The 15,907-nt window shown below is 76.9% G+C and carries 17 protein-coding genes; 7 read left to right on the forward strand and 10 right to left on the reverse strand.

Going from position 1 to position 15,907, the window contains the following annotated elements:
- Positions 1-20 precede the first annotated feature (20 nt).
- The 7 genes from mreD to EUS26_RS14905 are packed head-to-tail and all read right to left on the reverse strand — an operon-like array spanning position 21 to position 7,749.
- A complete protein-coding gene (mreD, locus tag EUS26_RS14875; RefSeq protein ID WP_130014615.1) occupies positions 21-506 on the reverse strand; it encodes a rod shape-determining protein MreD in 486 nt (161 codons plus the stop codon).
- Complete coding sequence (gene mreC, locus EUS26_RS14880; protein ID WP_130014616.1) at positions 503-1,312, reverse strand: rod shape-determining protein MreC; 810 nt, start codon at positions 1,310-1,312, stop codon at positions 503-505. The genes mreD and mreC overlap by 4 nt, the downstream gene beginning before the upstream one ends.
- Entirely contained in the window at positions 1,309-2,358 is a 1,050-nt protein-coding gene (mreB, locus tag EUS26_RS14885; RefSeq protein WP_130014617.1) for a rod shape-determining protein, read from the reverse strand. The genes mreC and mreB overlap by 4 nt, the downstream gene beginning before the upstream one ends.
- A 19-nt stretch (positions 2,359-2,377) precedes the next feature.
- Entirely contained in the window at positions 2,378-4,945 is a 2,568-nt protein-coding gene (locus EUS26_RS14890) for a CHAT domain-containing protein (RefSeq protein WP_130014618.1), read from the reverse strand.
- A gap of 7 nt (positions 4,946-4,952) precedes the next feature.
- A complete protein-coding gene (locus tag EUS26_RS14895) occupies positions 4,953-5,453 on the reverse strand; it encodes a hypothetical protein (RefSeq protein WP_165368641.1) in 501 nt (166 codons plus the stop codon).
- Positions 5,453-6,061, reverse strand: a complete 609-nt coding sequence (locus EUS26_RS14900) for an RNA polymerase sigma factor (protein WP_165368642.1) — start codon at positions 6,059-6,061, stop codon at positions 5,453-5,455. The genes EUS26_RS14895 and EUS26_RS14900 overlap by 1 nt, the downstream gene beginning before the upstream one ends.
- Positions 6,061-7,749: a S8 family serine peptidase gene (locus tag EUS26_RS14905; protein ID WP_130014621.1), complete on the reverse strand. Its 1,689-nt coding sequence runs from the start codon at positions 7,747-7,749 to the stop codon at positions 6,061-6,063. Before EUS26_RS14905 ends, EUS26_RS14900 begins: the two co-directional genes overlap by 1 nt.
- Positions 7,750-7,922: 173 nt before the next feature.
- Here EUS26_RS14905 and EUS26_RS14910 point away from each other — a divergent pair, with 173 nt between their 5' ends.
- From EUS26_RS14910 to EUS26_RS14925, 4 genes are read left to right on the forward strand one after another with little or no spacing between them, the layout of a single operon-like run.
- A complete protein-coding gene (locus EUS26_RS14910; RefSeq protein ID WP_130014622.1) occupies positions 7,923-9,248 on the forward strand; it encodes a chymotrypsin family serine protease in 1,326 nt (441 codons plus the stop codon).
- Positions 9,245-10,147 carry a phosphotransferase family protein gene (locus EUS26_RS14915; RefSeq protein WP_130014623.1) on the forward strand — a complete coding sequence of 301 codons (903 nt, stop codon included), beginning with the start codon at positions 9,245-9,247 and terminating at the stop codon, positions 10,145-10,147. The genes EUS26_RS14910 and EUS26_RS14915 overlap by 4 nt, the downstream gene beginning before the upstream one ends.
- A complete protein-coding gene (locus EUS26_RS14920; RefSeq protein ID WP_130014624.1) occupies positions 10,144-11,040 on the forward strand; it encodes a T3SS effector HopA1 family protein in 897 nt (298 codons plus the stop codon). Before EUS26_RS14915 ends, EUS26_RS14920 begins: the two co-directional genes overlap by 4 nt.
- Positions 11,037-12,290: a lanthionine synthetase LanC family protein gene (locus tag EUS26_RS14925; RefSeq protein WP_130014625.1), complete on the forward strand. Its 1,254-nt coding sequence runs from the start codon at positions 11,037-11,039 to the stop codon at positions 12,288-12,290. The genes EUS26_RS14920 and EUS26_RS14925 overlap by 4 nt, the downstream gene beginning before the upstream one ends.
- A gap of 51 nt (positions 12,291-12,341) precedes the next feature.
- On the opposite strand, the gene ndk is transcribed toward EUS26_RS14925, so the two are convergent.
- Genes ndk through EUS26_RS14940 form a run of 3 tightly spaced genes read right to left on the reverse strand, consistent with a single transcriptional unit; the run spans position 12,342 to position 14,036 of the window.
- Positions 12,342-12,785, reverse strand: a complete 444-nt coding sequence (gene ndk, locus EUS26_RS14930; protein WP_130014626.1) for a nucleoside-diphosphate kinase — start codon at positions 12,783-12,785, stop codon at positions 12,342-12,344.
- Between the two features lie 36 nt (positions 12,786-12,821).
- The gene (locus EUS26_RS14935; protein ID WP_130014627.1) at positions 12,822-13,652 is read right to left on the reverse strand and encodes an undecaprenyl-diphosphate phosphatase; all 831 of its coding nucleotides are present in this window, start codon (positions 13,650-13,652) and stop codon (positions 12,822-12,824) included.
- A 3-nt stretch (positions 13,653-13,655) separates the two neighbouring features.
- The gene (locus tag EUS26_RS14940) at positions 13,656-14,036 is read right to left on the reverse strand and encodes a DUF4233 domain-containing protein (protein ID WP_165368643.1); all 381 of its coding nucleotides are present in this window, start codon (positions 14,034-14,036) and stop codon (positions 13,656-13,658) included.
- 108 nt (positions 14,037-14,144) lie between these two features.
- Between EUS26_RS14940 and EUS26_RS14945 the strand changes: the two genes are divergently transcribed.
- The 3 genes from EUS26_RS14945 to EUS26_RS14955 form a co-directional block, all read left to right on the forward strand.
- On the forward strand, positions 14,145-14,777 hold the full coding sequence (locus tag EUS26_RS14945; protein WP_130014629.1) for a DUF3105 domain-containing protein: 633 nt from the start codon (positions 14,145-14,147) through the stop codon (positions 14,775-14,777).
- Positions 14,774-15,562: a DUF305 domain-containing protein gene (locus EUS26_RS14950; RefSeq protein WP_130014630.1), complete on the forward strand. Its 789-nt coding sequence runs from the start codon at positions 14,774-14,776 to the stop codon at positions 15,560-15,562. Before EUS26_RS14945 ends, EUS26_RS14950 begins: the two co-directional genes overlap by 4 nt.
- Positions 15,563-15,667: 105 nt before the next feature.
- Positions 15,668-15,907 (forward strand): BatC protein (locus EUS26_RS14955; RefSeq protein ID WP_130014631.1); only part of this gene is annotated, 240 nt, incomplete at its 3' end.

Below are 15,907 nucleotides of genomic sequence, written 5' to 3' on the forward strand. Positions count from 1 at the left end.
GCCCGGGACCGGGCCGGTGCTCACGCCCACCCCCGCCGGGTCATCCACCGCTCCAGCCCCATCACCAGCGGGAGGACGACGACGGCCACGAGCATCGTCACGCCCAGGGTCCAGGCCAGCTCTCCCGGCAGGGCGCGGCCCACGCCGGCCGCGGCGCTGACCCCGCGCGCGCCGAGGACCAGGGCGGCCGCGGCCGCGGTCGCGAGCCAGGGCAGCACCGGGGAGAGCACGAGCTGCCGGCGAACCGCGCCCAGCCCCAGGCCGACGGCGGCGTAGGCGAGCGCGCTGGCCCCCAGCGGCGCGGCACCGGGGGGCACGACGTCGACGAGCCACCCACCGGCCAGCCCGACGAGCAGACCGACCCGGGGCGGGTGGAGCAGCGCCACGCCCGCCACGACGAGGAGCACGAGGTCGGGCCGGGCCAGACCGGCCGGCCAGGCGCTCGGGAGCAGCGCGGCGGCCAGCAGCAGCACCGCGCGGACCAGCGGACCCAGGACCCGGATCACGGCTCCTCCCGCAGCACGACCGCCACCAGGTCGAGGGTGTCGGTGTCCACGAAGGGCTCCACGACCGCCGTGCGGCCGAGCTGGCCGCGGTCCGGGTCGACGGACACGACCCGGCCCAGGGGTATGCCGGCCGCGTAGGGGACGTCGTCCGGGCTGCCCAGCGTCTCCACCCGGGCTCCGGTCTCGACGGCCGTGTCGCCGAGCGCGGTCAGGGTGAGCTGCCCGTGCCCGCGCGCCGGCAGCCCGGGGGCGGCGTCGGCCTGCACGTCGCCGAGCGCACCCTCCTCGCCGAAGCGCACCCCGACGACCACCTGGGGATCGCCCAGGAGCAGGACGTCGGCGCTGGTCGGCGCCACCCGCAGCACCCGGCCGACGAGCCCGTCGACGGCCACGACGGTCTGGTCGGGCAGGACGCCGTCCGTGCTCCCCACGTCGATGGTCACCGTCCGGCCGCCCACCGGGGAGGACCCGGGCGCGAAGGCGACCACCCGGGCGGGCAGGAGGGTCCGGTCCACCGCGGCGACGGTGCTCGAGCGGGCCAGCTGCTGCAGCTCGGCGGCGTCCTGGGCCTGCTCGCGCAGCCGGTCGACCTCCGCGGCGAGGGCGTCGCGCTCGGCGGTGAGCTCGGCCACCCGGCCGTCGTCCCAGCCGGCGAGGGCCTCCTGCACCGGCGCGAGCGCCGCGGCGGCACCCGCCCGCACCGGAGCCGCGAGACCGGGCCGGGCGAGGTCGACCACGAGGACGGCGGCGCTCGCCCCGGTGAGGAGCACGGCGAGCAGGGTGGTGCGACGCGGCATACCGCTCATGCCTGGAGCGCGGGCTGGCGGGTCAGCACCTGCCGCAGCGCCCCCATGTCGTCGACGCAGATGCCGGCGCCCCGGATGACCGCGTGCTGGGGGTCCTCGGCGAGCCGGACCGGCACCCCGAGCTCGTGCCGCAGCCGCTCGGTCCAGCCCCGGAGCAGGGCGCCGCCGCCGGTCAGGGTGACGCCGGTGTCGAGCAGGTCACCGGACAGCTCCGGCGGGCAGACGTCCAGCACGGCCCGCACCGCCTCGACGACCTGCGCGGTCACCGGCTCGATCATGCGGCGCACCTCCTCGCTGCCCAGCTCGACGGTGCGCGGCAGCCCCGAGGCCAGGTCGCGCCCCCGCACCCGGGTGGTGCGCTCGGTCGCCAGCGGCCAGACCGCGCCCACCTGCTGCTTGATCTGCTCCGCGGACCGCTCCCCCAGCAGCAGGTCGTGCTCCTGGCGCACCCCGTGCGCGACCGCCTCGTCCACCTCGTCCCCCCCGACCCGCAGGCTGCGCGCGTTGACCACCCCGCCCAGGCTGATGACGGCGACGTCGGTGGTCCCGCCGCCCAGGTCGACCACCATGCTCGCGGCTGCGCTGTCGACGGGCAGGCCGGCCCCGATCGCCGCGGCCATCGCCTCCTCGACGACGAAGACCCGGCGCGCGCCGCAACGCATGGCGGCGTCCTCGAGCGCCCGCCGCTCGACCGCGGTGACCCCGCTGGGCACGCAGACCACGGTGCGGGGGCGGACCAGCCGGGTGGGCCGCACCCGCTCGACGAAGTGGCGCAGCAGCTGCTCGGTGACCTCCGCGTCGGTGATGACGCCGTCGGAGAGGGGCCGCAGGGTGAGGACCCGCTCCGGGGTCCGCCCCAGCATCTCGTGGGCGCCGGCCCCGGCCGCGACCAGCCGGCCGGTGGAGGTGTCGACGGCCACCAGCGTCGGCTCGTCGAGGACGACCCCGCGCCCCTGCACGTGCACCTGCGTCGTGGTCGTGCCCAGGTCGATCGCGAGGTCCCGCCCCAGCAGGGTGGACCCTCGGGGGACGCGCGCGGTGCTCACCCCGGCATCGTACGCAGCGTCACCGACCGACCGGCGTGGCACGCCACGGCGCCCCCCACGCCACGAAGGCGCCCGCGAGCGGGTGCGCGTCGACCGCGGCCCGGCCGAGCGCCTCGTCCGCGGCCAGGCCCCGGGCGAGCAGCTCGTGGTAGCGGGGCAGGTGGTCGGCGGCCACCTCGTCGGGGATCCGGCAGGGGGCGGCGACCACGCTCGCGACCCCCAGCCAGAGCAGCCCCGCCGCCAGCCCGAGGGCCGCCGAGCCACCGCGGTGGCGGGACCGGCCGGAGTCGCAGGCCGACAGGACGACGTGGGAGGCGTGCCGGGGCTGGCGCTCCAGGTCGGCGAGGAAGTAGGGCCCGTCGGTGAGCCAGAGCGAGGAGAACAGCGGGCTGTCGTCACGGTGCCGTCCGTGGGCGGCGACGTGGACGAGGTCGTGCTGCCCCAGCGCGCCCGCGAGGTCCGAGGCACTGGTGTCGTGGACCGACCGGCCCCGGGGCCACACCGCCGCCACCCGGTCGACCTCCTCGGCCCCCCGGCCCAGCCCGGGCCCGGCCAGGGCGGCCACCAGGGGATCGGCCACCTCGGTGCTCCCCCTGGCCCAGCCCGTGACGCTGGGCGAGACCGGGGTCGGCTGGCCGCGGCGGCTGGGCAGCAGCCCCCACGGCACCGACGCCAGCCCGGGCGTGGGCACGACGAGCACCCGGCCCTCGAGGCGCAGCGGGCGCAGCACCCGCTCGTCCAGGGCCAGCGAGGACCGCTGCAGCGAGCGCTGCAGCGTCTCCTCCATCGGTCCGCCGCAGGCCCGGGCGCCGGTCTCGAGGTCGGCGGCGAGGACCCGGGCCTCCTCGAGCACCGGCGCCAGCGGACCGAGGTCGACGTCGCGCAGGCGGCGGGCCGGGCCGGCCACGGCGCGGAGCCGACCCTCGGACTCGAGGAGGCACACGAGGGAGGTGTCCCGCTCGGCCAGCCGCCCCAGGGACCGGGCGAGGTCGTCCCGGGTGACCATGCCCCGTGGGGCGCCCTGGCCGGGGGCGGACCAGGACAGTGTGGCGACCGACCGCTCCAGCTCGCGGACCCGGGCCCGCAGCCGGTGGGCCCGCCCCAGGTCGTCCCGCACCTGCTGCCGCAGGTGGCGCAGCACCGTCGTCCGCCGGGCCAGCTCGGGGTCGTCCGGCGGCAGGACGGCCGGGGACCTGCTCGCGGCCTCGCGCCAGCGCTCGACCGCCAGCAGCGTCTCGCGAGGCGCGGGTGGGGCGACGGCCAGGTCGAGCCGGGCCAGGTCCTGCGCGTAGAGGTGGGTCGCGGCGCGCAGCTCCAGGCTCGAGCTGCCGGCGACCGTCTCGGTCAGGTCGGCCAGCGCGGCCCGCAGGTGGCGACGGGCCGTCGGGGGGTCCTGCGCGTCCCGCGCGGCCCCGGCCAGCACCCCGCGCGCCCGCAGCCGGGTGCTCAGCGAGCCGACGTGCGTGAGGTCCGCGGTGGCGCGCAGCAGCCGCACCGCCTCCTCCGTCCGGCCGCGCTCCACCTCGGTCTCGGCCACGACGAGCCGGGCCAGGTCCGCGGCGACGTGGTCGCCCTCGGCGTCGAACGCCTCGACGAGCACCCGCCCCCGGCGGGCGACGTCGGCGGAGCGGCCGCCACGCCGCCGACGGGCGTCGAGCAGCACCAGCTCGGCGCGCCGGTGCAGGCCGGGCGCACGGTGCTGCAGCAGGCGTCGGGCCCGCAGGGCCACCTCGGCCGCGGCGTCGTGCCGGCCCTCGACCAGCTCGGCCATCGCCAGGTCGCCCTCGATCTCCCCGGCGACCAGACGCTGCCCGGTGCGCTCGGCCTCCGCGGACGCCCGCAGGAGCAGCTCGCGGGCCTCGTCGACGAGACCGGCGTCGAGCAGCGTCCGGGACCGGCCGTGCAGCGCCACCGCCGCCGAGGCCCCCTGCCCCAGCCGCTCGATGTCCCGGTAGAGCCGCAGGGCCCGCGGCAGGTCCCCCGAGAGGGCGACCGTCTGCGCCAGGTTGTGCCGAGCCATGAACTCCTGCACCCGCAGGTCGTGCTCGTGGGCGATGCGCGCCGCCTCGGCGAAGTCGTCCTCCGCGCGCGCCGGGTCCGGCCCCTCGGCCCGCACCGCGCCGCGCGACAGCAGCAGCTCGAACCGGTCGGCCGGTCCCAGCCGGTCCACGGACGCCAGGGCGTGCTCGAGGTGCGCCAGGGCCGCGCCCGGGTGGCCCGTCCGCCCGTTGATCATGGCCAGCTGCAGGCGGCACTTCGCGACCAGGACGACACTCAGGTCGGGCTCCAGCCCCTCGGCCAGCTCCAACGCCCGGCCCGCCACCTCCAGAGCGCTGGCGGTGCCGTGCCGCTGCACGAGCGAGGTGCTCAACGACAGCAGCAGCCGCACCTCGGCCTCGTCGGCGGCGGCGTCACCCGCGCCCATGGACGCCAGCCCGGCCACCCGCGCCGGCCACTCCTCCCGGAGCAGGGCCAGGGCGCGGCGGAGCAGTCGCTCCCCCTCCGCAGGCCGACCCTCCACGTTGGCCGCCCGGCCCTGGACGAACAGCTCCCCGACGGTGGCCGGGGTGGCCGTGGCTCGCGGCATACCGACCTCAGAGGGCGAAGGTCGGGGTGAGGACGGGCCGGCCGCCGGGCGGGCGCACGACGAGGTAGGCCGGTCCGCGCTCGACGGACCCCAGGACGAACCGCCCGTCGCGCACCGGGACCACCTCCGAGCGGCCGTCCGGGCGGGCCAGCTCGATCTCCTCGACGTCGCAGGTGATCCACCCGTCGACCCTGGCCGTCCCGTCGGTCTCGCCGCTCACCGTGACCATGACGCTGACGCTGTCGGTGCTGAAGGTCACCGTCATGGCCTGGTCCGGCTCGTCGTCGTCGGCCCGGGTGAGAACCAGGGGTGCCCGGGTGAGCTCGGCCACCTCGGCCTGCAGGGCCTGCACGGTGAGTGCGAAGGCGATGCGCTCGGTCAGCCCCGCCGGGCACGGGTCCAGCCGGGTGACGGTCTCCCGGAGCTCGGTCAGCAGGGCGACGTCGCCCTGATCCATCGGCAGCCCCCCGCCGTCGTGGTCGGGACGCTGGTCGCGGTCGTCGTCCATCACGGTCCCGCCCACCTCTCGTCGGCGGCGAGCGAGCGCCGCAGCTTGTCCAGGCAACGGCCCCGCGTGGGACCGATGCTCCCCCGGGGCATGTCGAGTGCCGCCGAGATCTCGTCGTAGTCGGGCCGGTCGCAGAAGGCGACGATGCGCAGCAGCCGCCGGCACCGCTCGGAGAGCCGCTGCACGGCCGACCACAGGGTCTGCTGGCGCTCGGTGAGCACCGCGAGGGCCTCCGGGCCGGGGTCGGCCTCCCCGGGGTCGACGGTGCCGGTGGGGTCGTGCTGGGTCCGTCGGGCCACCTTGGCCGTGCGCCAGCTCTCCCGCTTCACCGACACGACGAGCCAGCCCAGCACCGCCTCGTCCTCCCGGATGTCCTGGGCGTGCTCCACCAGCCGCATCCAGACGTCCTGCACGACGTCCTCCGCGCCGTCGCGGGCGCAGCCGTGGGCCCGGGCCACCTGCCACAGCAGGGGGGTGACCAGCTCGACGAGCTCGCCGAGGGCCTGCGCCTGCCCCTCCCGGTAGCGGCGGAAGCAGGCACCGGCCTGCTCGCCGAGGGACGGCGGGTCCTGGTGGGTCCGCAGGTCCGGGTCGTCGTCGGTCAGCATCATTCCTCCTTCAGCAGCCGCCGCAGGGCTGCGGCGGCCCGGCGGCGCAGGTCCGGCGCCGCGTCCTTCGCGTCGTCGGGGGACCGCTTCCCCGACAGGGCCGCGGCGAGCTCGCCGGACAGCCACGGCGCGGCGAAGCTGGTGCCGCTCCAGACGCCGAACCCGCCGCGCAGGTCGTCCGGGTCGGGAGTGGCGCGGTCCGCGCCGCCGTGCGGACCGGGGGTCCGGCGGTCGGCCTGCGCCGAGGCGTCGAAGGTCACCGGGAAGGTGCTCACCACGTTGACGCCCGGGCGGTGGGTGGTCACCCACGGCCCGGCGTTGCTGAACATCGCCACGGTGCGCCGGTCGGGGTTGAGGGCGCCCACGCAGACCATGGGCACCGGCTGCCCGGGGTCCGGCACGGTGCCGGGGCCGGCCGCCCAGCCCCCGGGGTACATGGGGGTGGTGGTCGCCTGGTTGCCGGCCGCGGCGACCACGGCCACACCCACCTGTCCGTAGAGCTCCAGCAGCCGGCGCACCGGGTGCTGCGCCACCTCCCCGTCCTGGTGGTAGAACCCGAGCGAGAGGTTGAGCACGTCGACGACCCCTCCGGCCTCGTCGAACTCCGCCCGCCCCCGGTCCTGGTGGATGAGGTGCAGCACCAGCAGCACGGACAGCGTGCGGGTCACGTCCTGCTCGGCGGCCAGCCCGGCCGAGTCCAGCACCGGCAGGGCCACGATGCGGGCCCCGGGGGCGGCCTGCCGGACGACCCCGGCCACGAAGGTGCCGTGCCCGGAGAGCACGTCCAGGGCCCCGGTGAGCTCGTCGTCGACGCCGGTGCCCTCCGGCCACGGGGTCGGGCGGCCGCCGGGCAGGATCGGCCACCCGAGCAGCGAGCGCCGCTGCAGGGCGAGGTCGGACCCGGTGAACCACGGGTGCTCGCCGAGGCCGGTGTCCGGCACCACGACCACGGGAGGCCGGCGGCCGGGCGCGCGGCGGGTCGGGTCCGGCAGGGCCAGCTGCACCGGGGCCCGGTCCGGGGCGACGCCGGGCACCCCGGTCTGGCCGCCCCAGTAGAGGCCGCCGCCCTGGCCGCCCCAGTACAGGCCGCCGCCCTGGCCGCCCCAGTAGAACCCGCCGCCCCCGGGCAGCACGAGGTGCTCGAGGTCGACCCCCTCCAGACCAGCGGCCCGCGCGGCGAGGAGCAGCGACCACGGGTCGGGCTCCTCGACCCGCGCGTCCGGCACGACGTAGACGCGCGAGGCGTAGCCCTCGTCCAGCTCCGCCACGGTCACCGCGCCGACCTGCAGCCCGGGGTCGAGGCGGGTCACCTCGTCGTCGGGGTCCATCGGCCCGCTGACCACCTGCTCGACGTCCTTCCCCGCCCCGGGCTCCGCACCGGACTCGACGGCCTGCAGGAGCCAGCGCCCGAACGCCTCGTCGGCGGTGTCGGTGCGCAGGGACACGGCATACCCCGCCTCCCGCAGGACCCGCTGCAGCTCGCCGACCCGGTCGGCGGCCGAGACGCCCAGCAGCCCGGCCACGAGCAGCCGGGTGTTGAGGTATGCCGTCGCCGAGGGCGCGGGCAGCCGCGTGCCGCTGCGCGGGTCCTCCTCGCGGGGGGCGGTGGCCGGGTCCAGCACCCGGGCGTCGTGGCGCCGCAGGAGGGACGAGGGCAGGTGCAGGTCGACGGGCTCGACGTGGGGCATGAGGCCTCCTTGTGCCGGCTCGGTCCCTGCGGGACCAGCCTAGGGGTCAGGTGTCGTCCAGAGAACCCCGCTGAGGCACAGATACACCGGATCGTGACGTATCTGCGGTGGAGGGCACCCGCTCTGGGTCCGCGGAGGTGCCGCCCGGCACCGCTGGACAGCAGGAGGTAGTCATGGAGCACGACGCGGTCGCCGCGGCACGCATCCGCCCCACCAAGGAGCAGGTCGAGGACGAGCTGCTCGCCCTGGACGGGGTCGTGGGCGTCGACATCGGCGAGAAGATCAGCGACGGCAGACCCACCGGCGAGCTGAGCATCGTCGTCTACGTCGAGGCCAAGAAGGCGCCCTCGCGCGTCCCCAAGGGCCAGCAGGTGCCGGCGGAGGTGGCGGGCGTCCCCACCGACGTGCAGGAGCTCGTCATCGAGCTGCAGGGGGGCCCCGGCCTCTACGCCGGCGACCCGCTGAGCGACACGAGCAAGCACACGACCATCAGGGGCGGGATCAGCATCGGTCCCGCCCGGCACCAGAACGCCGGGACCGGCGGGGCCCTGGTGCGGGACACCACCACCGGGGCGCTCGCCCTGCTCACCAACTACCACGTCGCCTGCGTGGACACCTCCTGGACGGCCGGCGAGGACGTGCTGCAGCCGGGCCGCTTCGACAGCGGCGACCCGGCGACCGACCGGGTCGGCACGCTGACCCGCGGCGTCATCTCCGAGCAGGTCGACGGGGCGGTGGTCCGCCTGGACCCGGACGAGGCGTGGGCCGACGAGGTCGTCGACATCGGCGCCGTCAACGGCAGCACGGCCGCGGTGGTCGGCATGGCGGTCCAGAAGCGCGGGCGCACCACGGAGCACACGCACGGCGAGGTGGTGTCGGTCGACGCGACCGTGACGCTCGACTACGGCGACGGCGTCGGGATGCGGACGCTGCGGCACCAGGTCTCCATCCGCCCCGCCGCCGGGGGGCCGCGGTTCTCCGACCGGGGCGACTCGGGCTCGGTCGTCATGAACGGCGGCCGCCAGGTCGTCGGGCTGCTCTTCGCCGGTGCCCGGGACGGCAGCCTCACCTTCGCCAACCCGGTCGCCTCGGTGCTCTCCGAGCTCGAGGTGACCCTCAACCCGCCCCGCGTGGTGCTCCCGCCCCCGCTGCGGTCGCGGATCACCGTGCTGTGCCCGACCCGCACCGAGCCGTGGTGCCCGGGCGCACGCACCCGGCCCTACGTGACCTGCCCGCCGGTGCTGCGGACCCGGCCCTTCGTCGACTGCCCCCCGGTGCGGCTCACCCGGATCCCGGACTGCCTGCCCCCGGACAGCCGCCTGTGCCCGCCCCCGGTGAGCCGGGTGTGCGGCGGGTGGCAGAACCCGTACGAGCAGGGGTGGGACGGCGGTGGCGACGCCGGGCCCGACGACGCCTCCTGGTGGGCGGGCTACCACGCCGCGCTGGACCAGGTCGCCCAGGAGCTCGACGAGCTGGAGCAGGACGGTCCACCGGCATGAGGAGCGCCCCGGCCCTGCTGGCGCAGGCGATCACGCAGGGGGTGGTCGCCTGCGTCGGCGTGCTCGACGGCGAGGTGAGGCTGGTCGCGTGCTCGCGCAGCAACCTGGTGCACCGGCTCGACGTCGGCGGCGTCCCGGTGGCGTTCGTCAAGCAGCAGGGCGAGGCCACGGCCACCGACGGGCTGGCGACGGTGGCCCGGGAGGCGGCCGTCCTCGCCGGCCTGCGCGGGGCGCCGGTGCCGGAGCTGCTGCACGCGGACGAGGAGTCGGTGTGGACCGCCGCGGTGCCCGGGGCGCCGCTGCACGAGACGCTGCCCCACGAGCCCGTGCCCGTCGCCCGCGCGCTGGGCGGGATGCTGGCCGAGCTGCACCGGCACCCGGTGCCGCCGACGACCGACGTGCCCCGCGCCACCCGCCCGTGGCCGCTCACCGGACAGGCTCCGGCCAGCGTCCGCAGCGCGCCCGAGGGGTCCTGGGCCGCGCAGCTGGCGGGGCAGGTGCTGGACGGGGAGGGCGAGGAGGCGCGCACCCTGCGCAGGGCAGGGCGGGCGTGGCGCCGGCGACGCTGGGTCCACGGCGACCTGTCGGCCGACAACGTGCTGGTGAGGTGGGGCGAGGGCCGCGGCGGCCCGGAGGCCCACCTCGTCGACCTCGAGGACGGTGGCCTCGGGGAGCCCTCCTGGGACCTGGTGTGCGCCCTGCGAGTCCTCGACGAGTGTCTCGCCGTGGCCCAGGTCGAGCACGCACGGCGGGCCCTGCTGGAGGCCTACGCGGCCGGTTCCGGACCGGGGGCCGAGGACCCGGCGCTGCGCCTCGCGCACGACGTCATGGCCGACACCCGCACCGCCCTGAGCGACCTCGCGTCGTGGGGTCACCTCCACCGGGTGCTCGCCTCGTGAGCGGGGTCGCCGCGGCGCTGCAGGACGCCGCCCGGGTCGCCGCCGCCGGACCGGCCGGCGAGGACCCCCGCGAGCTCGCGGACCGGCTCTACGCCCAGTGGTATGCCGCACCCGTCACCCCCGCCGTCGCCGAGGCCCCGGGCCCGCCCCTGGCCGGCCTGCTGGACGCGCGCACCCTCACCCTCGACGGCTGGACCTCCGCCACGGTCCGCCGGGTCGACGCGGCCGGCGGCCTCGTCGTGCGGGACCCCCAGGGCCGCCACCACGCCGTGCTCCCCGGCCGGTGGGCCCGGCCGTCGGGTGGGGCGGGGGGCGGGACGTCCCTGCCGCCGCGCGACGGGCAGCAGGTCCTGGTGCCACCGGTCGGTGGGCCGGTCGTCGCCGAGTCGTGGTGGCGGACCTGGTCCCCGGGCTGGGTGCACCCCGCCCCGGCGGAGCCGCTCACCCGGGTCTACCTGTGCGTCCGGCGGGACGCCCTGGTGCACGTCGTCGGTCGCGTGGTCGAGGTGCTCGTCGGGCTCGGCGGACCGTGGCTGCTCAAGTGCGCCGTCGACGCCGGCGCCCTCGTCCGGCCGGACCGGGTCGTGGCCTACCTCCCAGACCGGGACGCCCCCGCCGCGGTCTCCGCGCTGGCCGGAGCCACCCGGGGGTGGCTCGAACCCCGTACGCCGCCGCTGACCGAGGCGCCGGTGCCCGGCCTGGCCTGGGCGCAGGACGACGGGGACGGCGCGAGCTTCGGGGAGAACCGCTGCGCCGCCCTGGCCCCGGCGCTCGCGGCCTGGCACAGCTCCGGTCAGCGCGCGGACGGGGAGCACGCGGCCCGGCGCGGCCTGCGCGAGGCCGGCCTCGACGACCGTCGACCGCACCTGCGCCGGGTAGGGGTGGCGGGATGAGCACGGCACCGACGGAGGCGGGGGCCGCGGTGGACCAGCTGGCCCGGGCCGCGACGGGGGCGGTGGTCGAGGCGGCGCTGCGCGACGGCGGGCGCGTCGGGTGGGTCACCTGGTCCCGGACCGAGGCCGACCCGCCGTCCCTGGAGGCCGCCGGACCCGAGGTCTACGACGGCGCGGCGGGTGTCGCCTGGGCGCTCACGCTGCTGGCCCCGCTGCACGACCGGCCCGAGGAGCTGAGCGCACTGGCCCGTGCGGCCCTCCCGGCCCGGACGCCTGCCGCGGCCGGTCTCCTGGACGGCGCGACGGGTGTGGCCGTGGCGCGCGCCACGGTCACCGGTTCGCCCGGCGCGCTCCCGCCGCCCGACGTCCTCGCCGGCTCGAGCGACCACCTCGACGGGCTGTCCGGCCTGCTGCTGGCCGCCGTGTCCCTGGGGGCTTCCCCGGCGGAGCAGGCCGATGTCGTCAGGGCGCTCCTCGCCTGCGGCCGCGCCGACGGGGAGGGCTGGGCCCACCCCGGGCCGGTGGACGAGCACGGGGAGCCGGCCCGACCGCTCACCGGCCTCGCGCACGGCAGCAGCGGGGTGCTGCTGGCCCTGGCCCACTGGCTGGCCACCGACCCGGCAGGGCCGCTGGCCGACGAGGCCCGGGAGCGCCTCTACCGGACCTGGTTGTGGGAGAGCGCCTGGGCCGACCGGGTGCTGGGCTGGCCGGACCTGCGGGACGCGCCGCCGGCCTACCCGGTCCTGTGGTGCCACGGCGCCGCCGGGGTCACCGCCACCCGTCTCGAGCTCGGCCGGCTCGCCGACACGGGCGTCGACCTGGGCGTGCCCGCGCCGGCGCTGCGCAGCCAGGCCGGCACCGGACTGCTGCTGTGCCGCGAGGCGGTGGAGCAGGCCGGGGAGGCGGCGCGACGGCAGCTCGCGGACTCCGGGCCGACCTCGGTCCGGGTCGACCCGCAGGACGCCGGGCTGACCCTCTGCCACGGCCTGGGTGGTCCGCTCGACGTCCTGGCCTCGGCGGCGGCCCAGGGTGACACCGCGCACCTCGACGCCGCCCGCGCGGCGCTGGTGCCCGTGGCCGCACTGCTGGGCGACGACCCGCACCTGTGGCCGACCGGCCAGCGCACCCGCGGCGGCTACGGCCTGTTCCAGGGGCTCAGCGGGACGGCGCTCGTCCTGGCCCGGCTGGCGCACCCCGAGCTGGGGCTGCCCTCCCCCGGGCTGTTCGGCGCGCCCGTCCCGGGGGGCTGACGGCCGACCCCGGGAGGAGTCAGCCGCAGCCCGTGCCCCGGCTCCGGCCCGTCAGCCCTGCCCCGGGAACCAGATGGCGATCTCGCGCTCGGCGGACTCGGGGCTGTCCGACCCGTGCACGATGTTCTGCTGGACCTTCAGGCCCCAGTCGCGGCCGTGGTCGCCGCGGATGGTGCCCGGCGCGGCCGCGGTCGGGTCGGTCGCCCCCGCGAGGGACCGGAAGCCGGGGATGCAGCCGTGGCCCTCGATGATGGCCGCGGTGACCGGGCCCGAGGACATGAACTCCAGCAGCGGCTCGTAGAACGGCTTGCCCTCGTGCTCGGCGTAGTGCGCCTCGAGCTGCTCGCGCGAGGGGCTCACGACGGCGAGGGCGGCGAGGGTGTAGCCCTTGGCCTCGATGCGGCGCAGCACCTCCCCCGACAGGCCGCGACGGTAGCCGTCCGGCTTGACGAGGACGAGGGAGCGTTCGGTCTGGGGCGGGGTCGTGTCGGTCACGGGGACCAGGGTATGCCGTGCCCGGTGCCCCCCGGGTCAGGGCTGCAGGACCCCGGCGCCCAGCAGCCCGAAGAGCACGAGCGCCAGGACGATCCGGTAGACCATGAACGGGGTGAAGGTGTGGGTCGTGATGTAGCGCATGAACCAGGCGATCACGGCATACCCCACCGCGAACGCGAGCACCGTGGCCACGCCAATCGCGCCCCAGCCGGTGCCGGAGCCGATCGCGTCGCCGGTGACGACCTTGACCAGCTGCAGCCCGCCCGAGGCGAGCACCGCCGGAATGGCGAGCAGGAAGGAGTAGCGCGCCGCCGCCTCCCGGGTGAAGCCCATGAACAGACCACCGGCGATGGTGCCGCCGCTGCGCGAGACCCCCGGGACGAGGGCGAGCGCCTGCCAGAGCCCGAAGCCGAGGCCCTGGCGCCACGTCAGCTCGGAGAGCTGGCGCTCCTGCCGCCCGACGCGCTCGGCGGCCAGGATGACCAGGGCGAAGACGAGCAGCATCGTGGCGGTCAGCCACAGGCTGCGCAGGTCGGTCTCGATCCAGTCCTGCAGCAGCAGCCCGAGGATGCCGATGGGCAGGGTGCCGAGGATGACCCACCACCCCAGGACGGCGTCGGGGTCGTCGCGCGGGATGCGGCCGGCCAGGGAGGCGAACCAGGAGCGGATGATCCGCACGATGTCGCGCCAGAAGTAGAGCAGGACCGCGGCCTCGGTGCCGAGCTGGGTGATCGCGGTGAACGCGGCGCCCGGGTCCTCCTGCCCGAGCAGCCGGCCGACGATCGAGACGTGGGCGCTGGAGGAGATGGGCAGGAACTCGGTGAGGCCCTGGACGATCCCCAGGACGACGGCGCTCAGGAGGTCCATCGGTCAGCTCCCCTCCTGGTCGCGCTCCGCGGCCGCCCGCTGGGCGGTCAGCCGGTCCATCCGGATGCCCTGGGTGAGGCAGAGCCACCAGAGGAAGCCGAAGAGCCCGGCGACGACGAACATGGCCGGGAGCACGACCCCCGCGGCGAGGGTGAGGAACTGGACGACCCAGCCCAGGAGGATCCCCCGGCGGCTGCGCAGGGCCCCCGCTGCCACGACGCACAGGCCGGCCAGGGCCAGCCCGCCCCACAGGAAGGCGCCCGCCCGGGGGTCGTCGGTGGTCTGCGCCAGCCGCCACGCGACAAGCGCGCCGAGGGCGACCGACAGGGCCTGGGCGATCAGCGTCGTGGCGCACAGACGTCGGGTGAGGGTGCCGGGAGTCACGCCGGTCATCCTCCCAGACCACGCCTGGGTGACCTCCCAGCAACCCGCCAGCACCACCGCATACCCTGAGGTCGACACCATGGCCCGTCGCAGACCAGGAGCGCCCTGATGCCCCGACCCGACCGCACCCCCGCGGCCTCCGACCGTGCCGCCAAGGCGGCCAAGATCCAGAAGGCGGGCGCCGCCGCCGAGCGGCGCCGCGGCGCGCTGATCTGGGGCTCGGCGGTCGCCGTCGTGGTCCTCATCATCGGCGCGGTGGTCTTCGCCGTCGTCCGGGACTCCCCCGCCCTGGCCGACCTGTCGGCCGTGGAGGACTTCGACAACACCGCCGCGGACCATCGCAACGAGCAGATCGACTACGACTCGGCCGTGCCCCCGGGCGGCCCGCACCACCCCGCGTGGTGGGACTGCGGGGTCTACGAGGAGCAGCTGCCGACCGAGCACGCGGTGCACTCGCTGGAGCACGGCGCCGTCTGGCTGACCTACCAGCCGGACCTGCCCGCCGAGCAGGTCGAGGTGCTCACCTCGCTGGGCGACGCCGACTACATGCTCGTCAGCCCGGTCGCCGAGCAGGAGTCGCCGGTCATGGCGACCTCCTGGAACCACCAGCTCGAGCTGGACAGCGCGGACGAGAAGATCCTGCAGGCCTTCATCCGGGAGTACAAGCAGGCGCCGGACACGCCCGAGCTCGGCGCGGCGTGCACGGGCGGGACGGTGACCGACCTGGTGGCGCGTCAGTGAGCGACCCCGCCGTCGAGCAGGAGCCCGCCCCGGTCGCCGGCGGCCGGCCCCGGGACCGGTGGCGCAGCTTCGGCGCCCCCGCCCTGGCGGCGGTGACGGTCCTCGCGCTGTGCCTGGGGGCGCTGGTCGGGTGGCTGGCCTTCGGTGAGCGGACCCCGCCGGACGACGGCGCGGACGCCGGCTTCGCCCGCGACATGAGCGAGCACCATGCCCAGGCGGTGCAGATGTCGCAGCTGGTCATGCAGCGCACCGAGGACGAGGACGTGCGCCGGCTGGCGGTCGACATCAGCAACAACCAGGGCTACGAGCGCGGGATGATGGGGACCTGGCTCGACGACTGGGGGCTGCCCCGGGCGCGGGGCGAGGAGCGGATGGCCTGGATGTCCATGGAGGACATGGCCGGTCACGACCACGCGGACATGGAGGACCTGCCCGAGGGCGTGCCGATGCCCGGTATGGCCTCGCCCACCGAGATCCAGGAGCTCACCGACGCCTCCGGCCAGGAGGCCGAGGTGCTCTTCCTCCAGCTCATGACGACCCACCACATCTCTGGCGTGGAGATGGCCGAGGCCGCCGTCGCGCAGGCCACGCAGCCCGAGGTGCTGCTCGCGGCGCAGAAGATGGTGGACGCGCAGGAGGGCGAGATCATCCTCATGCGCGACATGCTCGCCGAGCGCGACGCCGAGCCCCGCGAGGACGTCGAGGCCTGGCTCGCGGCCCAGGAGGAGGCGCAGGCCGATGACGCCCCCGCGCCTGCGCCAGGCACCGGCGGGCACGACCACTGACCTCCGCGCGTCATCCGGTTGCGGTTGCGGGGCGCCCGACCACGGACGATGCTCGACCCGGGGCTGCGGACCCGCAGCCCCCACCACGACTGGAGGGTGGATGCGATGAGCACGCAGGACAACGACCCGTTCGAGGACGTCCCCGAGGCGGGCCCGGCGAGCACCGGTGACGCGGACGGGCACGCCGGCCCCGGTGGCGACGGCGGAGCCGACGGTGGCGCCGACGGACACGCGGGCCCCGGTGGCGACGGCGGAGCCGACGGTGGCGCCGACGGACACGCGGGCCCCGGTGGCGACGGCGGAGCCGACGGTGGCGCCGACGGACACGCGGGCCCGGGCGGCGAC

This window comes from Serinicoccus sediminis (genome assembly GCF_004153545.1).
Lineage (GTDB): Bacteria > Actinomycetota > Actinomycetes > Actinomycetales > Dermatophilaceae > Ornithinicoccus > Ornithinicoccus sediminis_A.